At 58.5% G+C, this 14529-nt stretch carries 13 protein-coding genes; 5 read left to right on the top strand and 8 right to left on the bottom strand.

Annotation, left to right across the window (positions count from 1 at the left end):
- Positions 1 to 4 precede the first annotated feature (4 nt).
- The gene (locus INF77_RS14005) at positions 5 to 2986 is read left to right on the top strand and encodes a virulence factor SrfB (RefSeq protein WP_193543077.1); all 2982 of its coding nucleotides are present in this window, start codon (positions 5 to 7) and stop codon (positions 2984 to 2986) included.
- Complete coding sequence (locus INF77_RS14000) at positions 2983 to 5157, top strand: virulence factor SrfC family protein (RefSeq protein WP_193543076.1); 2175 nt, start codon at positions 2983 to 2985, stop codon at positions 5155 to 5157. The genes INF77_RS14005 and INF77_RS14000 overlap by 4 nt, the downstream gene beginning before the upstream one ends.
- A gap of 56 nt (positions 5158 to 5213) precedes the next feature.
- Here the strand turns inward: INF77_RS14000 and INF77_RS13995 are convergent, their stop codons facing one another.
- Positions 5214 to 5969, bottom strand: coding sequence for an alpha/beta fold hydrolase (locus INF77_RS13995; RefSeq protein ID WP_193532450.1), 756 nt, complete (start codon positions 5967 to 5969; stop codon positions 5214 to 5216).
- Positions 5970 to 6055: 86 nt separating this feature from the next.
- Entirely contained in the window at positions 6056 to 6229 is a 174-nt protein-coding gene (locus tag INF77_RS13990) for a GhoT/OrtT family toxin (RefSeq protein ID WP_014883956.1), read from the bottom strand.
- Positions 6230 to 6473: 244 nt separating this feature from the next.
- Between INF77_RS13990 and INF77_RS13985 the strand changes: the two genes are divergently transcribed.
- Genes INF77_RS13985 through INF77_RS13975 form a run of 3 tightly spaced genes read left to right on the top strand, consistent with a single transcriptional unit; the run spans position 6474 to position 7368 of the window.
- The gene (locus INF77_RS13985) at positions 6474 to 6800 is read left to right on the top strand and encodes a DUF1971 domain-containing protein (protein ID WP_041912006.1); all 327 of its coding nucleotides are present in this window, start codon (positions 6474 to 6476) and stop codon (positions 6798 to 6800) included.
- 27 nt (positions 6801 to 6827) lie between these two features.
- Positions 6828 to 7181 (top strand): DUF1971 domain-containing protein, encoded by a 354-nt coding sequence (locus INF77_RS13980; protein ID WP_028013302.1) that lies wholly within the window; start codon positions 6828 to 6830, stop codon positions 7179 to 7181.
- Positions 7182 to 7185: 4 nt separating this feature from the next.
- On the top strand, positions 7186 to 7368 hold the full coding sequence (locus INF77_RS13975) for a DUF1869 domain-containing protein (RefSeq protein WP_003856955.1): 183 nt from the start codon (positions 7186 to 7188) through the stop codon (positions 7366 to 7368).
- 39 nt (positions 7369 to 7407) lie between these two features.
- Here INF77_RS13975 and patD read toward each other — a convergent pair whose 3' ends face one another.
- From patD to INF77_RS13945, 6 genes are all read right to left on the bottom strand, one after another.
- Complete coding sequence (gene patD / locus INF77_RS13970; RefSeq protein ID WP_193532449.1) at positions 7408 to 8832, bottom strand: aminobutyraldehyde dehydrogenase; 1425 nt, start codon at positions 8830 to 8832, stop codon at positions 7408 to 7410.
- Positions 8833 to 8856: 24 nt separating this feature from the next.
- A complete protein-coding gene (locus INF77_RS13965) occupies positions 8857 to 9663 on the bottom strand; it encodes an ABC transporter permease (RefSeq protein ID WP_041909768.1) in 807 nt (268 codons plus the stop codon).
- Positions 9653 to 10597: an ABC transporter permease gene (locus tag INF77_RS13960; protein WP_028013305.1), complete on the bottom strand. Its 945-nt coding sequence runs from the start codon at positions 10595 to 10597 to the stop codon at positions 9653 to 9655. Before INF77_RS13960 ends, INF77_RS13965 begins: the two co-directional genes overlap by 11 nt.
- A gap of 1 nt (position 10598) precedes the next feature.
- Entirely contained in the window at positions 10599 to 11612 is a 1014-nt protein-coding gene (locus tag INF77_RS13955) for an ABC transporter ATP-binding protein (RefSeq protein ID WP_048956123.1), read from the bottom strand.
- 17 nt (positions 11613 to 11629) lie between these two features.
- Complete coding sequence (ydcS, locus tag INF77_RS13950; RefSeq protein ID WP_193532447.1) at positions 11630 to 12775, bottom strand: putative ABC transporter substrate-binding protein YdcS; 1146 nt, start codon at positions 12773 to 12775, stop codon at positions 11630 to 11632.
- A gap of 270 nt (positions 12776 to 13045) precedes the next feature.
- Positions 13046 to 14455, bottom strand: coding sequence for a PLP-dependent aminotransferase family protein (locus tag INF77_RS13945; protein ID WP_048959047.1), 1410 nt, complete (start codon positions 14453 to 14455; stop codon positions 13046 to 13048).
- Between the last annotated feature and the right edge of the window lie 74 nt (positions 14456 to 14529).

Raw genomic sequence — 14529 nt, 5'->3', positions numbered from 1 at the left:
TCCTATGCTGGTAAATCTTTGCGACTATAAACAAAGCGTCACGCTTATTGCCAACAGCGGCGTGCAGTTCCTGGATTTCGGCCTGACGCCGCAGGACACCGCCAGCAACGGGCGCTTCGTACGTAAAACCGCGAACGGCCCCCTTTTGCGACTCGATTTCGACCTGGTGAACGGGCGCTATACCCTGCCGGGGACGAACGGCGGTCAGCCTGAAGTGGTTAAACCGGAAACCACCATTCCGCTGCATCAGTCCCTTGCCGTGCTGGACGGCGTCTGGCTTCCCGTGCCGTTCCTGCGCTTCAATCCGCCGCGGACCTTTGTGGAAGGACCGGATAACTGGGCGCGCGTTCAGGTGCGCAAGCTCGAGAAACCCGACACGGCAGGCAACTCGCACCGCGTCACTCTCGCGCTCGACAGCCAGATCGCGGAGCATGCCACCTCCGCCCTGTCGCCGGTTGAAAACGATATTCTGAACGGAACCCGCTTTGCGCTGGCGTGGCGCGATAGTGAGGTAGAAAGTTTCCTCGACCAGACCTGGATTGACGGCTGGCTGCGCGAGGCATTTACCCAGTATGCCGACGGCGTTGAAAACCGCTCTGAACGCGACCTGCATCAGGCGATGCGCAGCTTCGAATACCAGGCCCACTGGCTCAACCTGCTGACCATGCTCGGTGAACAGATCACCATTCCGGAAGTGAAATTTGTCACCCATACGCTCAGCACGCCTGCCATTCCGGTCGACCTGATCCTCGACGTGGGCAATACCCACACCTGCGGCGTCATTATCGAAGACCACGGTGATGCAAACGACGGGCTTCGGCAGACCGCCGAGCTGCAGGTTCGTTCGTTAAGCGAGCCGCAGTTCCTGAACGAGCCTCTCTTTACCAGCCGTCTTGAATTCTCCGAAGCGCGTTTTGGCAAACAGCACTTCTCGGTGGAAAGCGGTCGCGAAGATGCGTTTGTCTGGCCGTCGATTGTTCGCGTAGGCGATGAAGCCCGCAAGCTGGCGATGCAGCGCCTGGGAACCGAAGGTAACAGCGGCATCTCCAGCCCGCGCCGCTACCTGTGGGATGAAACGCCTGTCGTGCAGGACTGGCGCTTTAGCCAGATGAACGGCAAAACCCAGCGTGAACCGCTCGCCACGGCGTTTCCGCTGATGAACCTGATGAACGATGACGGTGAGCCGCTGTTTACGCTGCCGCAGGACGAGCGGCTGCCGGTCTTTTCGCCGCAGTACAGCCGCAGCACGCTGATGACGCACATGCTGTGCGAGCTGCTGGCGCAGGCGCTGGGCCAGATCAACAGCGTCGCCACCCGCCTGCGCCTGGGCTTCCCGGCCTCGCCGCGCCAGCTGCGCACCCTGATCCTGACCCTGCCCTCGGCCATGCCGAAGCAGGAGCGCGAGATTTTCCGTCGCCGCATGTTTGAAGCCATTGCCATCGTCTGGAAAGCGATGGGCTGGCACCCGCAGGATGAAGATTTTGCCACCCGCAAGCAGCAGGAAAAAAGCGTGGTGCCGGTCCCTGAGATTCAGATGGAGTGGGATGAAGCCAGCTGCGGTCAGTTGGTCTGGCTGTATAACGAAGCGATTTCCCGTTTTGGCGGCCAGACGGAAGCCTTTTTCGCCTCCCTCGCCCGCACGGATCGTGAACCTGAGCCGGGCGTGCAGCCGGGCCGCGCATTACGCGTCGCGTCTATCGACATCGGCGGTGGCACCACGGATATGGCAATAACCCACTACCAGCTTGATGACGGCTCCGGTAATAACGTCAAAATCACCCCGCAGCTGCTGTTCCGCGAAGGGTTCAAGGTGGCGGGCGACGATACCCTGCTGGACGTGATTCAGCGCTATGTCCTGCCCGCCCTGCAAACGCAGCTGCAGAAATCCGGCATTGCGGACGCCTCACTGCTGATGGCGTCGCTGTTCGGCGACTCCGGGCGTATTGATACCCAGGCGGTACTGCGCCAGCAAACGGCGCTTCAGCTCTTTATGCCGATTGGCCACGCCATTCTTTCCGCGTGGGAAGGCAGCGATATTGACGATCCGCTGGCGGGCCTGCATGCCACCTTTGGCGAGCTCCTTGCGCAGAAACCAACCCGCAACGTGATGAACTATCTTCAGCAGGCAATCGATCATGCCCTGCCGGCGGGCTCAGAGGCGTTCGACCTGTTCGCCGTGCCGTTGCACGTGAACTTCCGCGAAATGCAGGATGCAATGCTGGCCGGTCAATTTACGCTGACCTCGCCGCTCCACGCGGTGTGTGAAGCGATTTCCCATTACAGCTGCGATATTCTGCTCATCACCGGGCGCCCGGGCTGCCTGCCGGGCGTTCAGGCGCTGATTCGGCATCTGCAGCCGGTGCCGGTCAACCGCATCGTCTGGCTGGATAAATATCAGGTTCACGAGTGGTATCCCTTCAGCCAGCAGGGGCGCATAGGCAACCCGAAATCGACCGCCGCGGTGGGGGCCATGCTCTGCAGCCTGGCGCTCGATCTGCGTCTGCCGCGCTTTAACTTTAAGGCCGCGGACATTGGCGCCTATTCCACCGTGCGCTATCTGGGCGTGCTGGATAACACCGTCAATACCCTGCGCGAGGAAAACGTCTGGTATCAGGATATCGATCTCGATAAACCCGGCGCGAAGCTTGACGCGCGGCTGCACTTCCCGCTGCGCGGTAACGTTACCCTCGGCTTCCGCCAGCTGGCGAACGCGCGCTGGCCCGCCACGCCGCTTTATACGCTCAGCATCAACTCGGCTGAACTGGCAAAAGCGATTGCCGGCGACGGCGTGCTTAACGTGCGGCTTAAGCTCTGCGGCGGCAGCAAATTAGAGGGCCCTGAATCCTTCGAGCTCAGCGATGCCTGGCTGCAGGACGGCACGCCGGTTGCGCCTGACGCGTTAACCTTCAAACTGAATACCCTGGCCGATCGCCGACACAGCGGTAGCCACTACTGGATCGACAGCGGGAGCGTATACCTGAAATGACAGCGACCACCACCACCACCCAGGCCTTGATCGGGTGGATTAATGAGACGCGCCTGACCGCCCCTGTGCTGGATAACGATGCTGATGCCCTGCTTGCTCGCATCAACGCGGCGCAGGCGCGGGAGCATGCCATTGAACGCGCCCTGACCCGCCGGAGCAGCATTGGGCTTTACGGCCATTCTCAAAGCGCCAAAGCGCACCTGCTGCTGTCGCTGTGTGGCAGCGGTAACGGGCGCCTGAACGTGATGCCGGGCCAGCGCACCTTTGACTATTTTTCGCATATCAACCCAGGACATGCCCTGACCAACATGGCCGTGCGCTTCACCCGAGACACCCCGGAGGTAGCGGATGAGGCGTTTCCGCTGCGTCTGAGCCTGGTCACCGAGGCCGAACTGGTACAGCTGTTTATTGCCCGCACGACGCTGCACCCGCAGATGCGCGCGGTGGATAAGGCGGTCATTGAGACGCGTCTGGAGAAATGGCGCGGCCTTCGCCAGCCGCAGAGCGTGCCTGGCATCACGGCGCAGGATGTGGGTGCGATTTCGCGTTTCTGGCAAAGCACGGTACCCGCCGCGAGACAGCAAATTGATGACGCCCTGTGGCATGAGTTTGCCCAGCTGGTGCCATCGCTCGATCTCAGCACCCGCGCCAGCGTCTGGTCGCTGCTGTGGGGCGAGCAACAGGAGTTAACCCAGCAGTGGCTGAAGCTTGCCCACGTGCTGCATCAGACCAGCCATGCGAGCGAGCTGGCTGCGCCGCTGAGCCTGCTGGTGGACAGCTTTGGTCTGCCTGGTGAAGGGTTCCTGACGCACGGCACCTTAACCCAGCAGGAAACTCAGGAGACGCTGCTTCATCCGCTGAACAACGGTGAAATGCTCAACGCCATCAGCATCCCGGTCGACGTGCTTGCTTTCCTTACCCGCGAGCTGGTCTTGCCGGTTGAGAATGGCGCGCTGGATAACGTTGATATCATTGATATTCCGGTCTATGAAGACGGCAGTGCCGATCCTTTAGTACAGGCTAAATGCCAGTGGCTGCTTGAACATTACCGCCAGCAGCTCCAGCCGGATGTGCTGGTTATCTGCAACGCGACAGCGCGGCACGAGCAGACGGCCCAAAAAGCAAAAGTGTTAATTAACTGGATTAAAGAGACCCAGCCTGCCGAGGAGTCTGCCCTGCCGGGGCTGGTGTGGGCGATCACCCCGCATGATGCTCGTTTCACTACCCGACAGAATCTCGATGAAGCCGTACAGCATCTGCTGGGCAAGCCAGGCCTGCGCTGGGGAACTCTGCAGGCGCTGGACAGCCACAGCATGCAGCGCGTCATTGAGTGGTTGTCTCAGGCGACGCTCCCGGCACAGCGGCAGAAGCGCCTTGGCACGCTGAAAAACCTGCTGCGGCAGGAGATCGCGTCGCTGATGCAAAGCTATCTGGCGCCGCTGGTTGAGGAACCGGGTACACGACGTGCTCAGGCCGAAAACATGGTGCGCACGCTGCAAAGCAGCGCCGCCCGTCACGGCGAGCTGCTTGAGGGTCTGCTGCCGCCGCTGAAAGCCTTTGAAACGCTGCTCGCCGTTCAGCAGCCGCGCGAGGAGCAGGTGAACGGGCTGTTCACGGACACCATCGATCTGTTCGCCGATAACGCCCAGGAAAGCGCAGGACGATTCCAGACAAAAGACAAAGCGCGCCTGGCGCACAGAGTATGGATAAATCATCTGCGCCAGTGGAGCCGCAATGAAGCTACCGCCGCCCGTCTTGGTCTGGAACCCGCGGTGCTACAGCAAATCGCGGATGTGCTGGTGGTAACCAGCTACCGGCTTAATCTGCCGCAACAGCTTCAGCGAATTGTCGATGCGGATAAAAGCAGCGCGGCGCAGCTGCATGCGGTGATGGGCAATTTCGTTGGCTGGCTGGGTTACGACCAGACCCCGTCAGCAGAACGCCCCGCAAGCCGCATTCGCAAAGGTCAGGCAATCTTTGTTACGCCCGTCGTCAGCAGTGCCGCACCGCGCCTGACGCGTCTTGGGGAGCAGCCTGTTCATGCGGCCACCGCGTACGTTTACGACTGGCTGGTTGCCCTCTATAGCCGGGCAATCGAAAACATTGATTATCAGCACCCGCATGATGTTCAGCCTGACGCACGTCGGGCACTGCGGGCTTTAATCCTGTAGAGTCCTATCTTGCCGGGTAGCGCTGCGTTTACCCGGCCTGTATTCCGCAACGATAATCACGCCTCAATACACTCCGCTAACGCCTGCGCCAGTGCCGATGGGTTTTCCCACGACATGGAGTGCCCCGCCGCAGGGATGATTTTGACCTCAACGCCCTTCAGCTTCAGATTATCCACATCGTCATCCGGCAGTGAGAGCTCACCAAAAATCAACGTCACCGGGCAAGGCAGCGACAGAAATTGCGCTTCCCAGTCCGGCTCAACACCGGCGACCAGGCTTGATGCGCCGCGCCAGACGGCATAGGGTGCATTGCTTTGCAGGCACCCGGCCCAGGCGGTGGTCTCTTTGCGGAGCATGGCATTATAGCCCTGCGCCACAAACTGGTGTTCGGTTTGCGCCGCAATAGAGCGGCTAAACATCCCCCCACCGGCGTGAAAATTGGGCTCCGACACCATCAGCCCCTTCACGCGCGGTGCCAGCAGCCCCGCCGTTTCTATAGCAATGCTGCCGCCCATGCTGTGACCGTATAACCAGAAGGCATCCAGCTGAAGATGGTCAATCAACTCCGCCACGATGCGCGCCTGTTCAGTCGTTTTATAGCTGTAATGTTCAGGCTTATCGCTGTAACCGCTGCCGGGTAAATCGATGAGAATAGCTCTGCGCCCGCCAAACTGAGGGTCTCGGACGACGCGAGGATATTCATAGGAAGAGGCGCAGCCCAATCCGTGGATAAAGACTACGGGATCGCCAGAGCCGGGCAAATCATGCCAGCGCACGGCGCAACCCGCATGCTGCGAGTAAAAACTGTTCATAAGCACTCCTTTTACGATGCACTGTGTATTTATACAGCCATCGTAACTGGAATGCTATGTTCATCTTTCGAAATTGGAAGGATGCTTCAGAAAAGAGAAATCAGCAGCGCAACGGGGAAACTCATCGGCCAGGTCGACCCGACCAGAAACGCGCTAAGCAGGCGGATGCGCTTGCGGTCTTTAGAAAGGAACCAGGTAATTAATGCACAGATGGAAGCCATCACTGCGTAAAAAACCAACATCTTTTGATACAACGTCATTCTGTATACCAGAGCCGAAAAAATAACCGCACGCAATATGCGTCATATGTTGATACAGATCAAGTTTTTTCATTACATAATAACCACTTAAATATTATGGCTAATAACAACTGAGTATTTTGTATTACAAACAGGGGGAGCCACCCATAATCTTTATTGATAACATGTAAGTTAAATGCACTTTTTGATAAATCCTCTCTTCCGCATAGGCGTCTAATAAAGGCGGACATACATGGGAGGCAATATGCTACGCATTCCGCAAAGCTGTATTCATACCCGCTCTACCCCTTTCTGGAATAAAGAAACCGCCCCCGCCGGGATCTTTCAGCGTCATCTCGACACGGGTACCCGTCCGGGCGTTTATCCCCGCCTGTCCGTTATGCAGGGTGCCGTCCGCTACCTGGGTTATGCTGATGAACATGCCCCTGAGCCTGACAGCACACTGATTATCAGGGCCGGCCACTTCGGTGTTTTTCCCCCTGAGAAATGGCATCACATCGAGGTGATGAGCGACGACACGCTGTTCAATATTGAATTTTTCGTCGAACCAGAGGTGTTGAAGTCGCTTTAAGCGGCTTTTATTTACGAGGTAACCTTTATGCTACGTATCCCTGAGAATTTTGTTCATACCCGCTCCACGCCATTCTGGAACAAAGACACCGCGCCAAAAGCCCTTTTCACCCACCATAATACGAAAGCCAGCGTATATGGCCGTTTGTCGGTGATGCAGGGTGCGGTGCGCTATTTTGGTTTCCCGAACGCTGACGCGACCGAACCGGATCTGGAGCTGGTGATTGAAGCCGGATCGTTTGGCATCTCGCCGCCGGAGAAATGGCACCGCATCGAGCTATTGACCGACGATACCTATTTCAATATCGACTTTTTTGCCGATCCTGACGTTACGCTTCAAGGCGCGGGCATCGGCAAAGTGGTCAATACACATAAGGAGTAACCGCGTGGGTAAAGCAACGTACACAGTGACTGTGACCAACAACAGCAACGGCGTCTCGGTGGATTATGAAACAGAGGCCCCCATGGAGTTGCTCATCCCCGACGTCGCCGCAGACGTGGTAAAAGATCTGGTGAATACCGTCCGCGCTTACGACACGGAAAATGAGCACGAGGTGTGTGGCTGGTAAAGCAAACGCCCGGCGATGCAGACCGCCGGGCATGATTTTCTAGTGTTTAATCATAACGTGCCGGACAACCGTATAATCCTCAAGCCCGTACACCGACATATCCTTTCCATAGCCAGACAATTTCATGCCGCCGTGCGGCATTTCGCTCACCAGCATAAAGTGGGTATTCACCCAGGTGCAGCCGTACTGCAGGCGCGCGCTCAGGCGATGGGCGCGTCCCACGTCTTTCGTCCAGACCGACGACGCCAGGCCGTACTGCGAATCGTTCGCCCAGGCCAGGACCTGCGCTTCATCGTCGAATTCGGTGACGCTCACCACCGGTCCAAACACTTCTCGCTGAACGATGGCATCGTCCTGTTTCGCCCCGGCCAGCAACGTTGGCTGGAAGTAGTAGCCCGCCCCCTCTTTTTTGCTCCCGCCCGTCACCACGCGGATATGGCCAAGGGCTTTCGCCTCGTCAACCGCCTGACAGACGCGTGAAAGATGGGCAGCCGAGCTGAGCGGACCGAGTTCAGTAGACTCATCCTCCGGGGCACCCATTTTGAGGCTGGCGACCGCGGCACCGAGCTTTTCCACCAGCCCGGCATAGATCCCCTTCTGGGCATAGATACGGCAGGCCGCCGTACAGTCCTGCCCGGCATTGTAGAAACCAAACGTCCGCACGCCTTCTACAACCGCATCCAGGTCGGCGTCATCGAACACGATAACCGGCGCTTTACCGCCCAGCTCCATGTGGGTGCGCTTAATGGAGGACGCCGTGTGGCCGATGATATGCTCCCCGGTGGCAATCGAACCGGTCAGCGACACCATGCGCACTTTTTCATGTCCGGTGAGCGGGTTGCCCACCGTTTTCCCGCGGCCAAACAGCACGTTGAGAACGCCAGCCGGGAAGATATCTTTCGCCAGCTCCGCCAGCTTTAACGCCGTTAGCGGCGTGATTTCAGACGGCTTGATGACCACACAGTTACCGGCCGCCAGCGCAGGTGCCAGCTTCCATGCCGCCATCATCAGCGGGTAGTTCCACGGCGCGATAGAGGCAACCACGCCCACCGGGTCGCGGCGGATCATCGACGTGTGGCCGTCAAGATACTCACCCGCGGCCAGCCCGTTCAGGCAGCGGGCCGCCCCGGCGAAGAAACGGAAAACGTCGACCACTGCCGGAATTTCATCGCCCAGCGCACAGTGCAGCGGCTTTCCGCAGTTGAGGGATTCGAGCCGGGCAAACTCTTCGCCATGCGCTTCAATCGCATCCGCGAGCTTCAGCAGGCACTCGGCGCGCGTTTTCGGCGTCGTTTGTCCCCACGCCTCAAAAGCACGGTCGGCGGCCTGAACCGCTGCGTCGACCTGTGCCGCTGACGCTTCAGCAATCTCCAGCAGCACCTCTCCGGTGGCCGGGTTATAGACCGGCTGTTTTTCTCCCTCTCCGGCAACCAGTTCACCCTTTATCAGCAGATGTGTTTGCATAGCATTGTCCTGTTCAAATCAATGTTATTTCCCGCCGCCGGCGATGTTCTCGCCGTCGCGGGTTAGCCACCAGGCTCCCAGAATGGGGATGGTTGTTACCAGCATCACCAGCAGTGCAACGACGTTGGTGACCGGCACGTCGCGCGGACGGCCTAGCTGATTGAGCAACCACAGCGGTAACGTGCGTTCGTGTCCCGCCGTAAAGGTTGTGACGATAATTTCGTCAAACGACAGGGCAAACGCCAGCATTCCCCCGGCCAGCAGCGCGGAGCCCAGGTTGGGCAGCACCACATAGCGGAAGGTTTGCCATCCGTCGGCCCCGAGATCCATCGACGCTTCCACCAGACTCCAGGAGGTGCGTCTGAACCGGGCAATCACGTTATTGAAGACCACCACCACGCAAAACGTGGCGTGCCCAACCACAATGGTGAAAAATCCCGGCTCAAGGTTGATTGTTTTGAACGCTGTCAGCAGCGCCAGGCCGGTGATGATCCCCGGCAACGCAATCGGCAGCAGCAGCAATAGCGAGATCGCGTTCTTGCCAAAAAACTCGCTTCGCCAGAGCGCCGCTGCAGCAAGCGTGCCAAGCACCAGGGCTATCGCGGTGGATAGCGCGGCAACCTGAAGTGACAACGTCACCGATTCGATGATATCGCCGCGCCCCGCCGCCGCCGTAAACCACTTCAGCGTCAGCCCCTGAGGCGGAAAGCTGTAGGCAGCATCTTCGGTATTAAAGGCATAGACTGCGATAATCAGCAGCGGGAAGTGCAGGAAGATGACACCTCCCCACGCTGCCACTTTCAGGAACAGCGGTGCGCGTTCAGAGTGCATCGAATGCTCCCAGACGCTTCACGAACGCCAGATAAAGTGAAATCAGCACGATGGGAACCAGCGTGAACGCGGCGGCCATGGGCATATTGCCGATCGCCCCCTGCTGGGAGTAGACCATGTTACCGATGAAAAACCCCGGCGGCCCAACCAGCTGCGGTACGATGAAATCCCCCAGCGTCAGGGAAAAGGTGAAGATTGAGCCCGCGGCAATGCCCGGGATAGCCAGCGGCAGAACGACATAGCGGAAGGTCTGGCGCGGGCGCGCGCCGAGATCGGCTGAGGCCTGCAGCAGCGAAGCCGGCAGACGTTCCAGCGCCGCCTGAACGGGCAGGATCATAAACGGCAGCCAGATATAGACGAAGACCAGAAACCGCCCCAGACCGGAGGTGGATAAGGTGTTGCCGCCTACCGCTGGTAGCGTAAGGATCGAGGTCAGGAGCGGCTCCAGCCCAAGGTGGTTGAGGAACCATTGTGCCACGCCGTCCTTCGCCAGCAGCAGCGTCCAGGCGTAGGCTTTGACGATGTAGCTCGCCCACATTGGCAGCATCACGGCGATATAGAAAAACGCTTTCCACTTGCCGCGGGTGTATCGCGCCATGTACCAGGCCATCGGGAACGCCAGAATTGCGCTGGCAATCGTCACCGCAATCGCCATCGTTAACGTGCGCAGGATGATGTCGTAGTTTGCCGGGTTGAAGAGCGCCAGTACGTTCGCCAGGGTCAGATCCGGCGTGACCGCCATGGTGAAATCGTCAAAGGTGTAAAACCCCTGCCACAAAAGGGTCAGCAGCGATCCTAAATAGACGATGCCAAACCACATCAGCGGTGCAAGCAGAAGCAGGAACAGTCCGAGCGACGGTTTACGCCAGAACAGTGACGTAATGCGGCTTATGCGGCCGCGCGGGGCGGGAGGGTGCGCGACACTCATAGCCATTTCACCTCTCCTCCTGCAGGCGAATCATCGCCTCGCGCGACCACGACGCCGTGACGGCCTGCCCCGGCGCAATGCCGCTTAGCGGCGAGAAATCGCTGAGATTGGCCTGGCTCACCAGCAGTTTGGCACCGTCGGCGAGCCTGAGCTCAAGGCGCGTGGCAGCCCCCTGATACTGAACGGCCTGGACGACGCCCTGCACCTGAACCTCACCGCCCTCATTCAGGCGGATATGTTCCGGACGCAGGGAATAGCTGCCCTCCATGCCGCAGACTTTATGCGCAAGGCCTGCATCGAAGACGTTCGAGGTGCCGACAAAACCGGCGACAAACGGCGTGCGCGGGCGCATGTAGAGATCGCGCGGGGTATCGACCTGCTCGATGCGCCCATTATTGAACACCGCCACCCGGTCCGACATGGAGAGGGCTTCACCCTGATCGTGGGTGACGAAAATAAAGGTGATGCCGAGTTCCTGCTGAAGTTTCTTCAGCTCGAACTGCATCTGCTCCCGCAGCTTGAGATCGAGCGCGCCTAACGGCTCGTCGAGCAGCAGGACGCGCGGTTCATTCACCAGCGCCCGCGCGATGGCCACACGCTGGCGCTGGCCTCCGGAAAGCTCCGAAGGCTTGCGGGCGACGGCAAAGCTTAAGCCCACTTTTTCCAGCGCGTCGCGAGCCTGCGCGTGGCGTTTTTTCTTGTCGACGCCTTTCACCATCAGCCCGTAGGCGACGTTATCGAGGATCGACATATGCGGGAACAGCGCGTAATCCTGGAATACGGTGTTCACGTCCCGCTCCCATGGCGGCAGCGCGCTCGCCTCTTTGCCAAAGATAGATATCGTGCCGCCTGACAGCTGCTCAAAGCCGGCAATCAGACGCAGGCAGGTGGTTTTGCCGGAGCCCGAAGGCCCCAGCATGGAGAAGAATTCTCCGTCACGAACGGCAATGGTGACCCCATCCACCGCCCGCACGTCGCCGTACAGACGGGAAACGTCATTAAACTCTACCGCGTACGTCATGTTCTGCTCCCGGATGATTAACGACCACCCATGATGGCGATGTAATCCTGCGTCCAGCGGCTGTAAGGCACATATTTTCCGCCTTCTGCGATGGGGGTTTTCCAGAACATGATTTTGTCAAAATAGTTATAGCCGTTGGTTTCACAGCCCTTGTCACCCAGCAGCGTGCTGGCCTTACACCCTTCAGGCACGACGGGCAGCGAGCCAAACCATGCCGCCAGATCGCCCTGCACTTTCGGCGTGAGCGACCAGTTCATCCACTTGTAGGCGCACATCGGGTGTTTTGCCTGCGCATGCAGCATGGTGGTATCCGCCCAGCCGGTCACCCCCTCTTTCGGGAAGACGGTGGCAACGGGCTGGTTCTCGCCCTTCAGGGCATTAGCCTGATACGGCCAGGCGCTGGAGGCCACGACGCCTTCATTTTTGAAGTCGCTCATCTGGACGGTGGTGTCATGCCAGTAGCGGTGGATCAGGACATGCTGGTCGCGAAGTACTTTGAGCACGGCGGCATACTGTTCTTCAGTGAGCTGATACGGGTCGCTAATACCCAGTTGCGGCTGAGTGGCTTTGACGAACAGCGCCGCATCGGCGATATAAATCGGACCGTCGTACGCCTGCACGCGTCCCTGATTGGTTTTGCCGTCCGGCAGATCCTGCTTCGTAAAGACCACGCTCCAGCTGTCCGGCGGCGTCGGGAAGGTTTTGGTGTTGTACATCAACAGATTGGGCCCCCACTGATACGGCGTGCCGTAGACCTTGCCGCCCACGTTAAACCACTCGCCCTTCACGATGCGCGGGTCAAGGGTTTTCCAGTTGGGGATCAGTTCCGGGTTAATCGGCTGAACGCGTTTTCCCATAATCAGGCGGAGCGAGGCATCACCTGACGCGGTGACAAGGTCGTAACCTCCCTTCGCCATCAGGCTGACCATTTCATCGGACGTGGCCGCCGTTTTAACGTTGACCGCGCAGCCGGTCTCTTTTTCAAACTGGGTAACCCAGTCATAATTTTTATCCGTCTGTCCGCGTTCGATGTACCCCGGCCAGGCGATAATATCCAGTCGGCCTTCCCCGTCGCCAATGGCCTTTGGTGGTTCTGCGGCTTGCGCGGTCATGATAGTCATGCCGAGCGCGCACAGGCTGCTGCGGGCAAATTTTTTGCTCATAAGAGTTACTCCTGTCGCAATGAAATTTAGCGGCAGCCGTGCCGTAAAAATATCTCCCTTATTAAACGTAGACCGCGCAAATGCGCCGCACAGTTCGGCTTAAGGAATTTTCATCAAGGTGTGACCGAGGACGCATTCCCCGTTAACTGGATTATAGACAAGGAGTTAGCCGCGAAAGCCGGTATGCAGATTTCATATGATACGGCACCGCAAAATATTTGCCGTGCCGTCGTCAGGATAAGAAATGATTATTTAAATAAAGGGGAAAAGTTATTCCATCATTGTGCTAATTAATTTACCTAACTGAATGACCGCCTGCTCTTCCCGCTCGCCCCACGCCCAGGACGTATTAAACCGGAAGAACGGCGTCCACGCGTCAGAGGTGGAAAACATCTTTCCGGGCGCAATGCTGATATGGTGCGTTAAGGCCTTTTCGCTCAGCAGCCCCGCGTCCAGCTGCGCAGGTAGTTCCAGCCATAAAAAATAGCCGCTGTCGTTGTGGTGGATTTTGACACCGGCGGGCATATGGCGCAGAAGCGACTGCCACGCCTGTTGTTTTCGCTCGGCGAGGGTTCGTCGCAGGCGACGCAGATGGGCGTCGTAGCGTTTTGTCGCCAGGTAGTCCACCAGCGCCAGCTGCATGGGGGAACTGGTTGAAAGCGTGCTCATCAGCTGCAGCTGCTGAATGCGGCGCGCGTGTTTTCCTGCCGCCACCCAGCCGATGCGAAACCCCGCCACCAGGCATTTTGAAAAGGAAGAGCAGTGAAGCGTCATATCTACCCGGTCCCAGGCTTTGGCCGGAAGCGGTTTTTCGCGACCAAAATAGAGCTCGCTGTAGACATCGTCCTCGATCAAAGTGACGTTGTGTTCCGTCAGGAGCGCGACCAGACGCGCTTTTTTTTCCGCACTCAGCGTAAAGCCAAGCGGGTTTTGGCCGTTGGTCATGAGCCAGCAGGCTTTTACGGGGTAGTCGTTCAGCGCCTGCTCCAGCGCATTCAGATCGATTCCCTCCCGGACGTCTGTGGCGACCGACAGCGCTTTTAGCTTCAGACGCTCCAGCGCCTGCAGCGCGCCGTAAAAACACGGGTTTTCAACAATCACCCAGTCTCCTGGCTCCGTCACCGCCTGCAAACTCAGGTTGAGGGCCTCAAGGGCGCCTGCGGTAATGACGATCTCGTCCGGCGAGATGTTCATCCCCTGCTGCGCATAACGGCGCGCAATGGCGTGACGGAGTTCAGCGTTACCGGGCGGCAGGTTCTCAATCACACTCATTGCGGTAGCGGTTTTACTGACGTTTGCCAGCGAGCGGTTGAGCTGCTGAAGCGGGAAAAGCCGGGGGTCGGGAAACGCGGAGGCGAAAGGAACAACGGACGGATCGCGGCTGGCCTGCAAGACCTCGAAGATATAGGTGTTGATATCTACCGCTTCATCACGCATTACCTGGGCAGGCGGCGCAGGCTGTTGTGCGGTCGGGCGCGAGGCAACGTAATAGCCCGACTGCGGCCTGGCGACAATGCGCCCCTGACTTTCCAGCATCTGATACGCGTGGCCAACGGTCATAAAGCTCATGCCGCTGCTTGCCACCTGCTCTCGGAGGGAAGGCAGCTTATCGCCCGGCAGCCAAACGCCAAGCTCAATCTGCGAGATAATTTGTTGCGCCAGACGCTGGTATTTTTTCATCAGATTCTCCTTATTGCCGACAGTGTATATCAGCAGGAGAAAAAGAGAAGATTTTGCTAACTGTTATAGTTTAA

This window comes from Enterobacter cloacae complex sp. P1B (assembly GCF_014982345.1).
GTDB classification, from domain to species: domain Bacteria; phylum Pseudomonadota; class Gammaproteobacteria; order Enterobacterales; family Enterobacteriaceae; genus Enterobacter; species Enterobacter bugandensis.
The sequence above is the reverse complement of the archived record's forward strand: the minus strand, read 5'-3'. Positions and strand labels throughout refer to the sequence as shown.

What these genes read in the sequence shown, in the direction of transcription:
- INF77_RS13985 (WP_041912006.1), top strand. Translation starts at nt 6,474, where the DNA reads ATGCTACGCATTCCGCAAAGCTGTATTCATACCCGCTCTACCCCTTTC.
- INF77_RS14000 (WP_193543076.1), top strand. Translation starts at nt 2,983, where the DNA reads ATGACAGCGACCACCACCACCACCCAGGCCTTGATCGGGTGGATTAAT.
- INF77_RS13995 (WP_193532450.1), bottom strand. Translation starts at nt 5,969, where the DNA reads ATGAACAGTTTTTACTCGCAGCATGCGGGTTGCGCCGTGCGCTGGCAT.
- INF77_RS13980 (WP_028013302.1), top strand. Translation starts at nt 6,828, where the DNA reads ATGCTACGTATCCCTGAGAATTTTGTTCATACCCGCTCCACGCCATTC.
- ydcS (WP_193532447.1), bottom strand. Translation starts at nt 12,775, where the DNA reads ATGAGCAAAAAATTTGCCCGCAGCAGCCTGTGCGCGCTCGGCATGACT.
- INF77_RS13990 (WP_014883956.1), bottom strand. Translation starts at nt 6,229, where the DNA reads ATGACGTTGTATCAAAAGATGTTGGTTTTTTACGCAGTGATGGCTTCC.
- INF77_RS13955 (WP_048956123.1), bottom strand. Translation starts at nt 11,612, where the DNA reads ATGACGTACGCGGTAGAGTTTAATGACGTTTCCCGTCTGTACGGCGAC.
- patD (WP_193532449.1), bottom strand. Translation starts at nt 8,832, where the DNA reads ATGCAAACACATCTGCTGATAAAGGGTGAACTGGTTGCCGGAGAGGGA.
- INF77_RS13960 (WP_028013305.1), bottom strand. Translation starts at nt 10,597, where the DNA reads ATGGCTATGAGTGTCGCGCACCCTCCCGCCCCGCGCGGCCGCATAAGC.
- INF77_RS13965 (WP_041909768.1), bottom strand. Translation starts at nt 9,663, where the DNA reads ATGCACTCTGAACGCGCACCGCTGTTCCTGAAAGTGGCAGCGTGGGGA.
- INF77_RS13945 (WP_048959047.1), bottom strand. Translation starts at nt 14,455, where the DNA reads ATGAAAAAATACCAGCGTCTGGCGCAACAAATTATCTCGCAGATTGAG.
- INF77_RS14005 (WP_193543077.1), top strand. Translation starts at nt 5, where the DNA reads ATGCTGGTAAATCTTTGCGACTATAAACAAAGCGTCACGCTTATTGCC.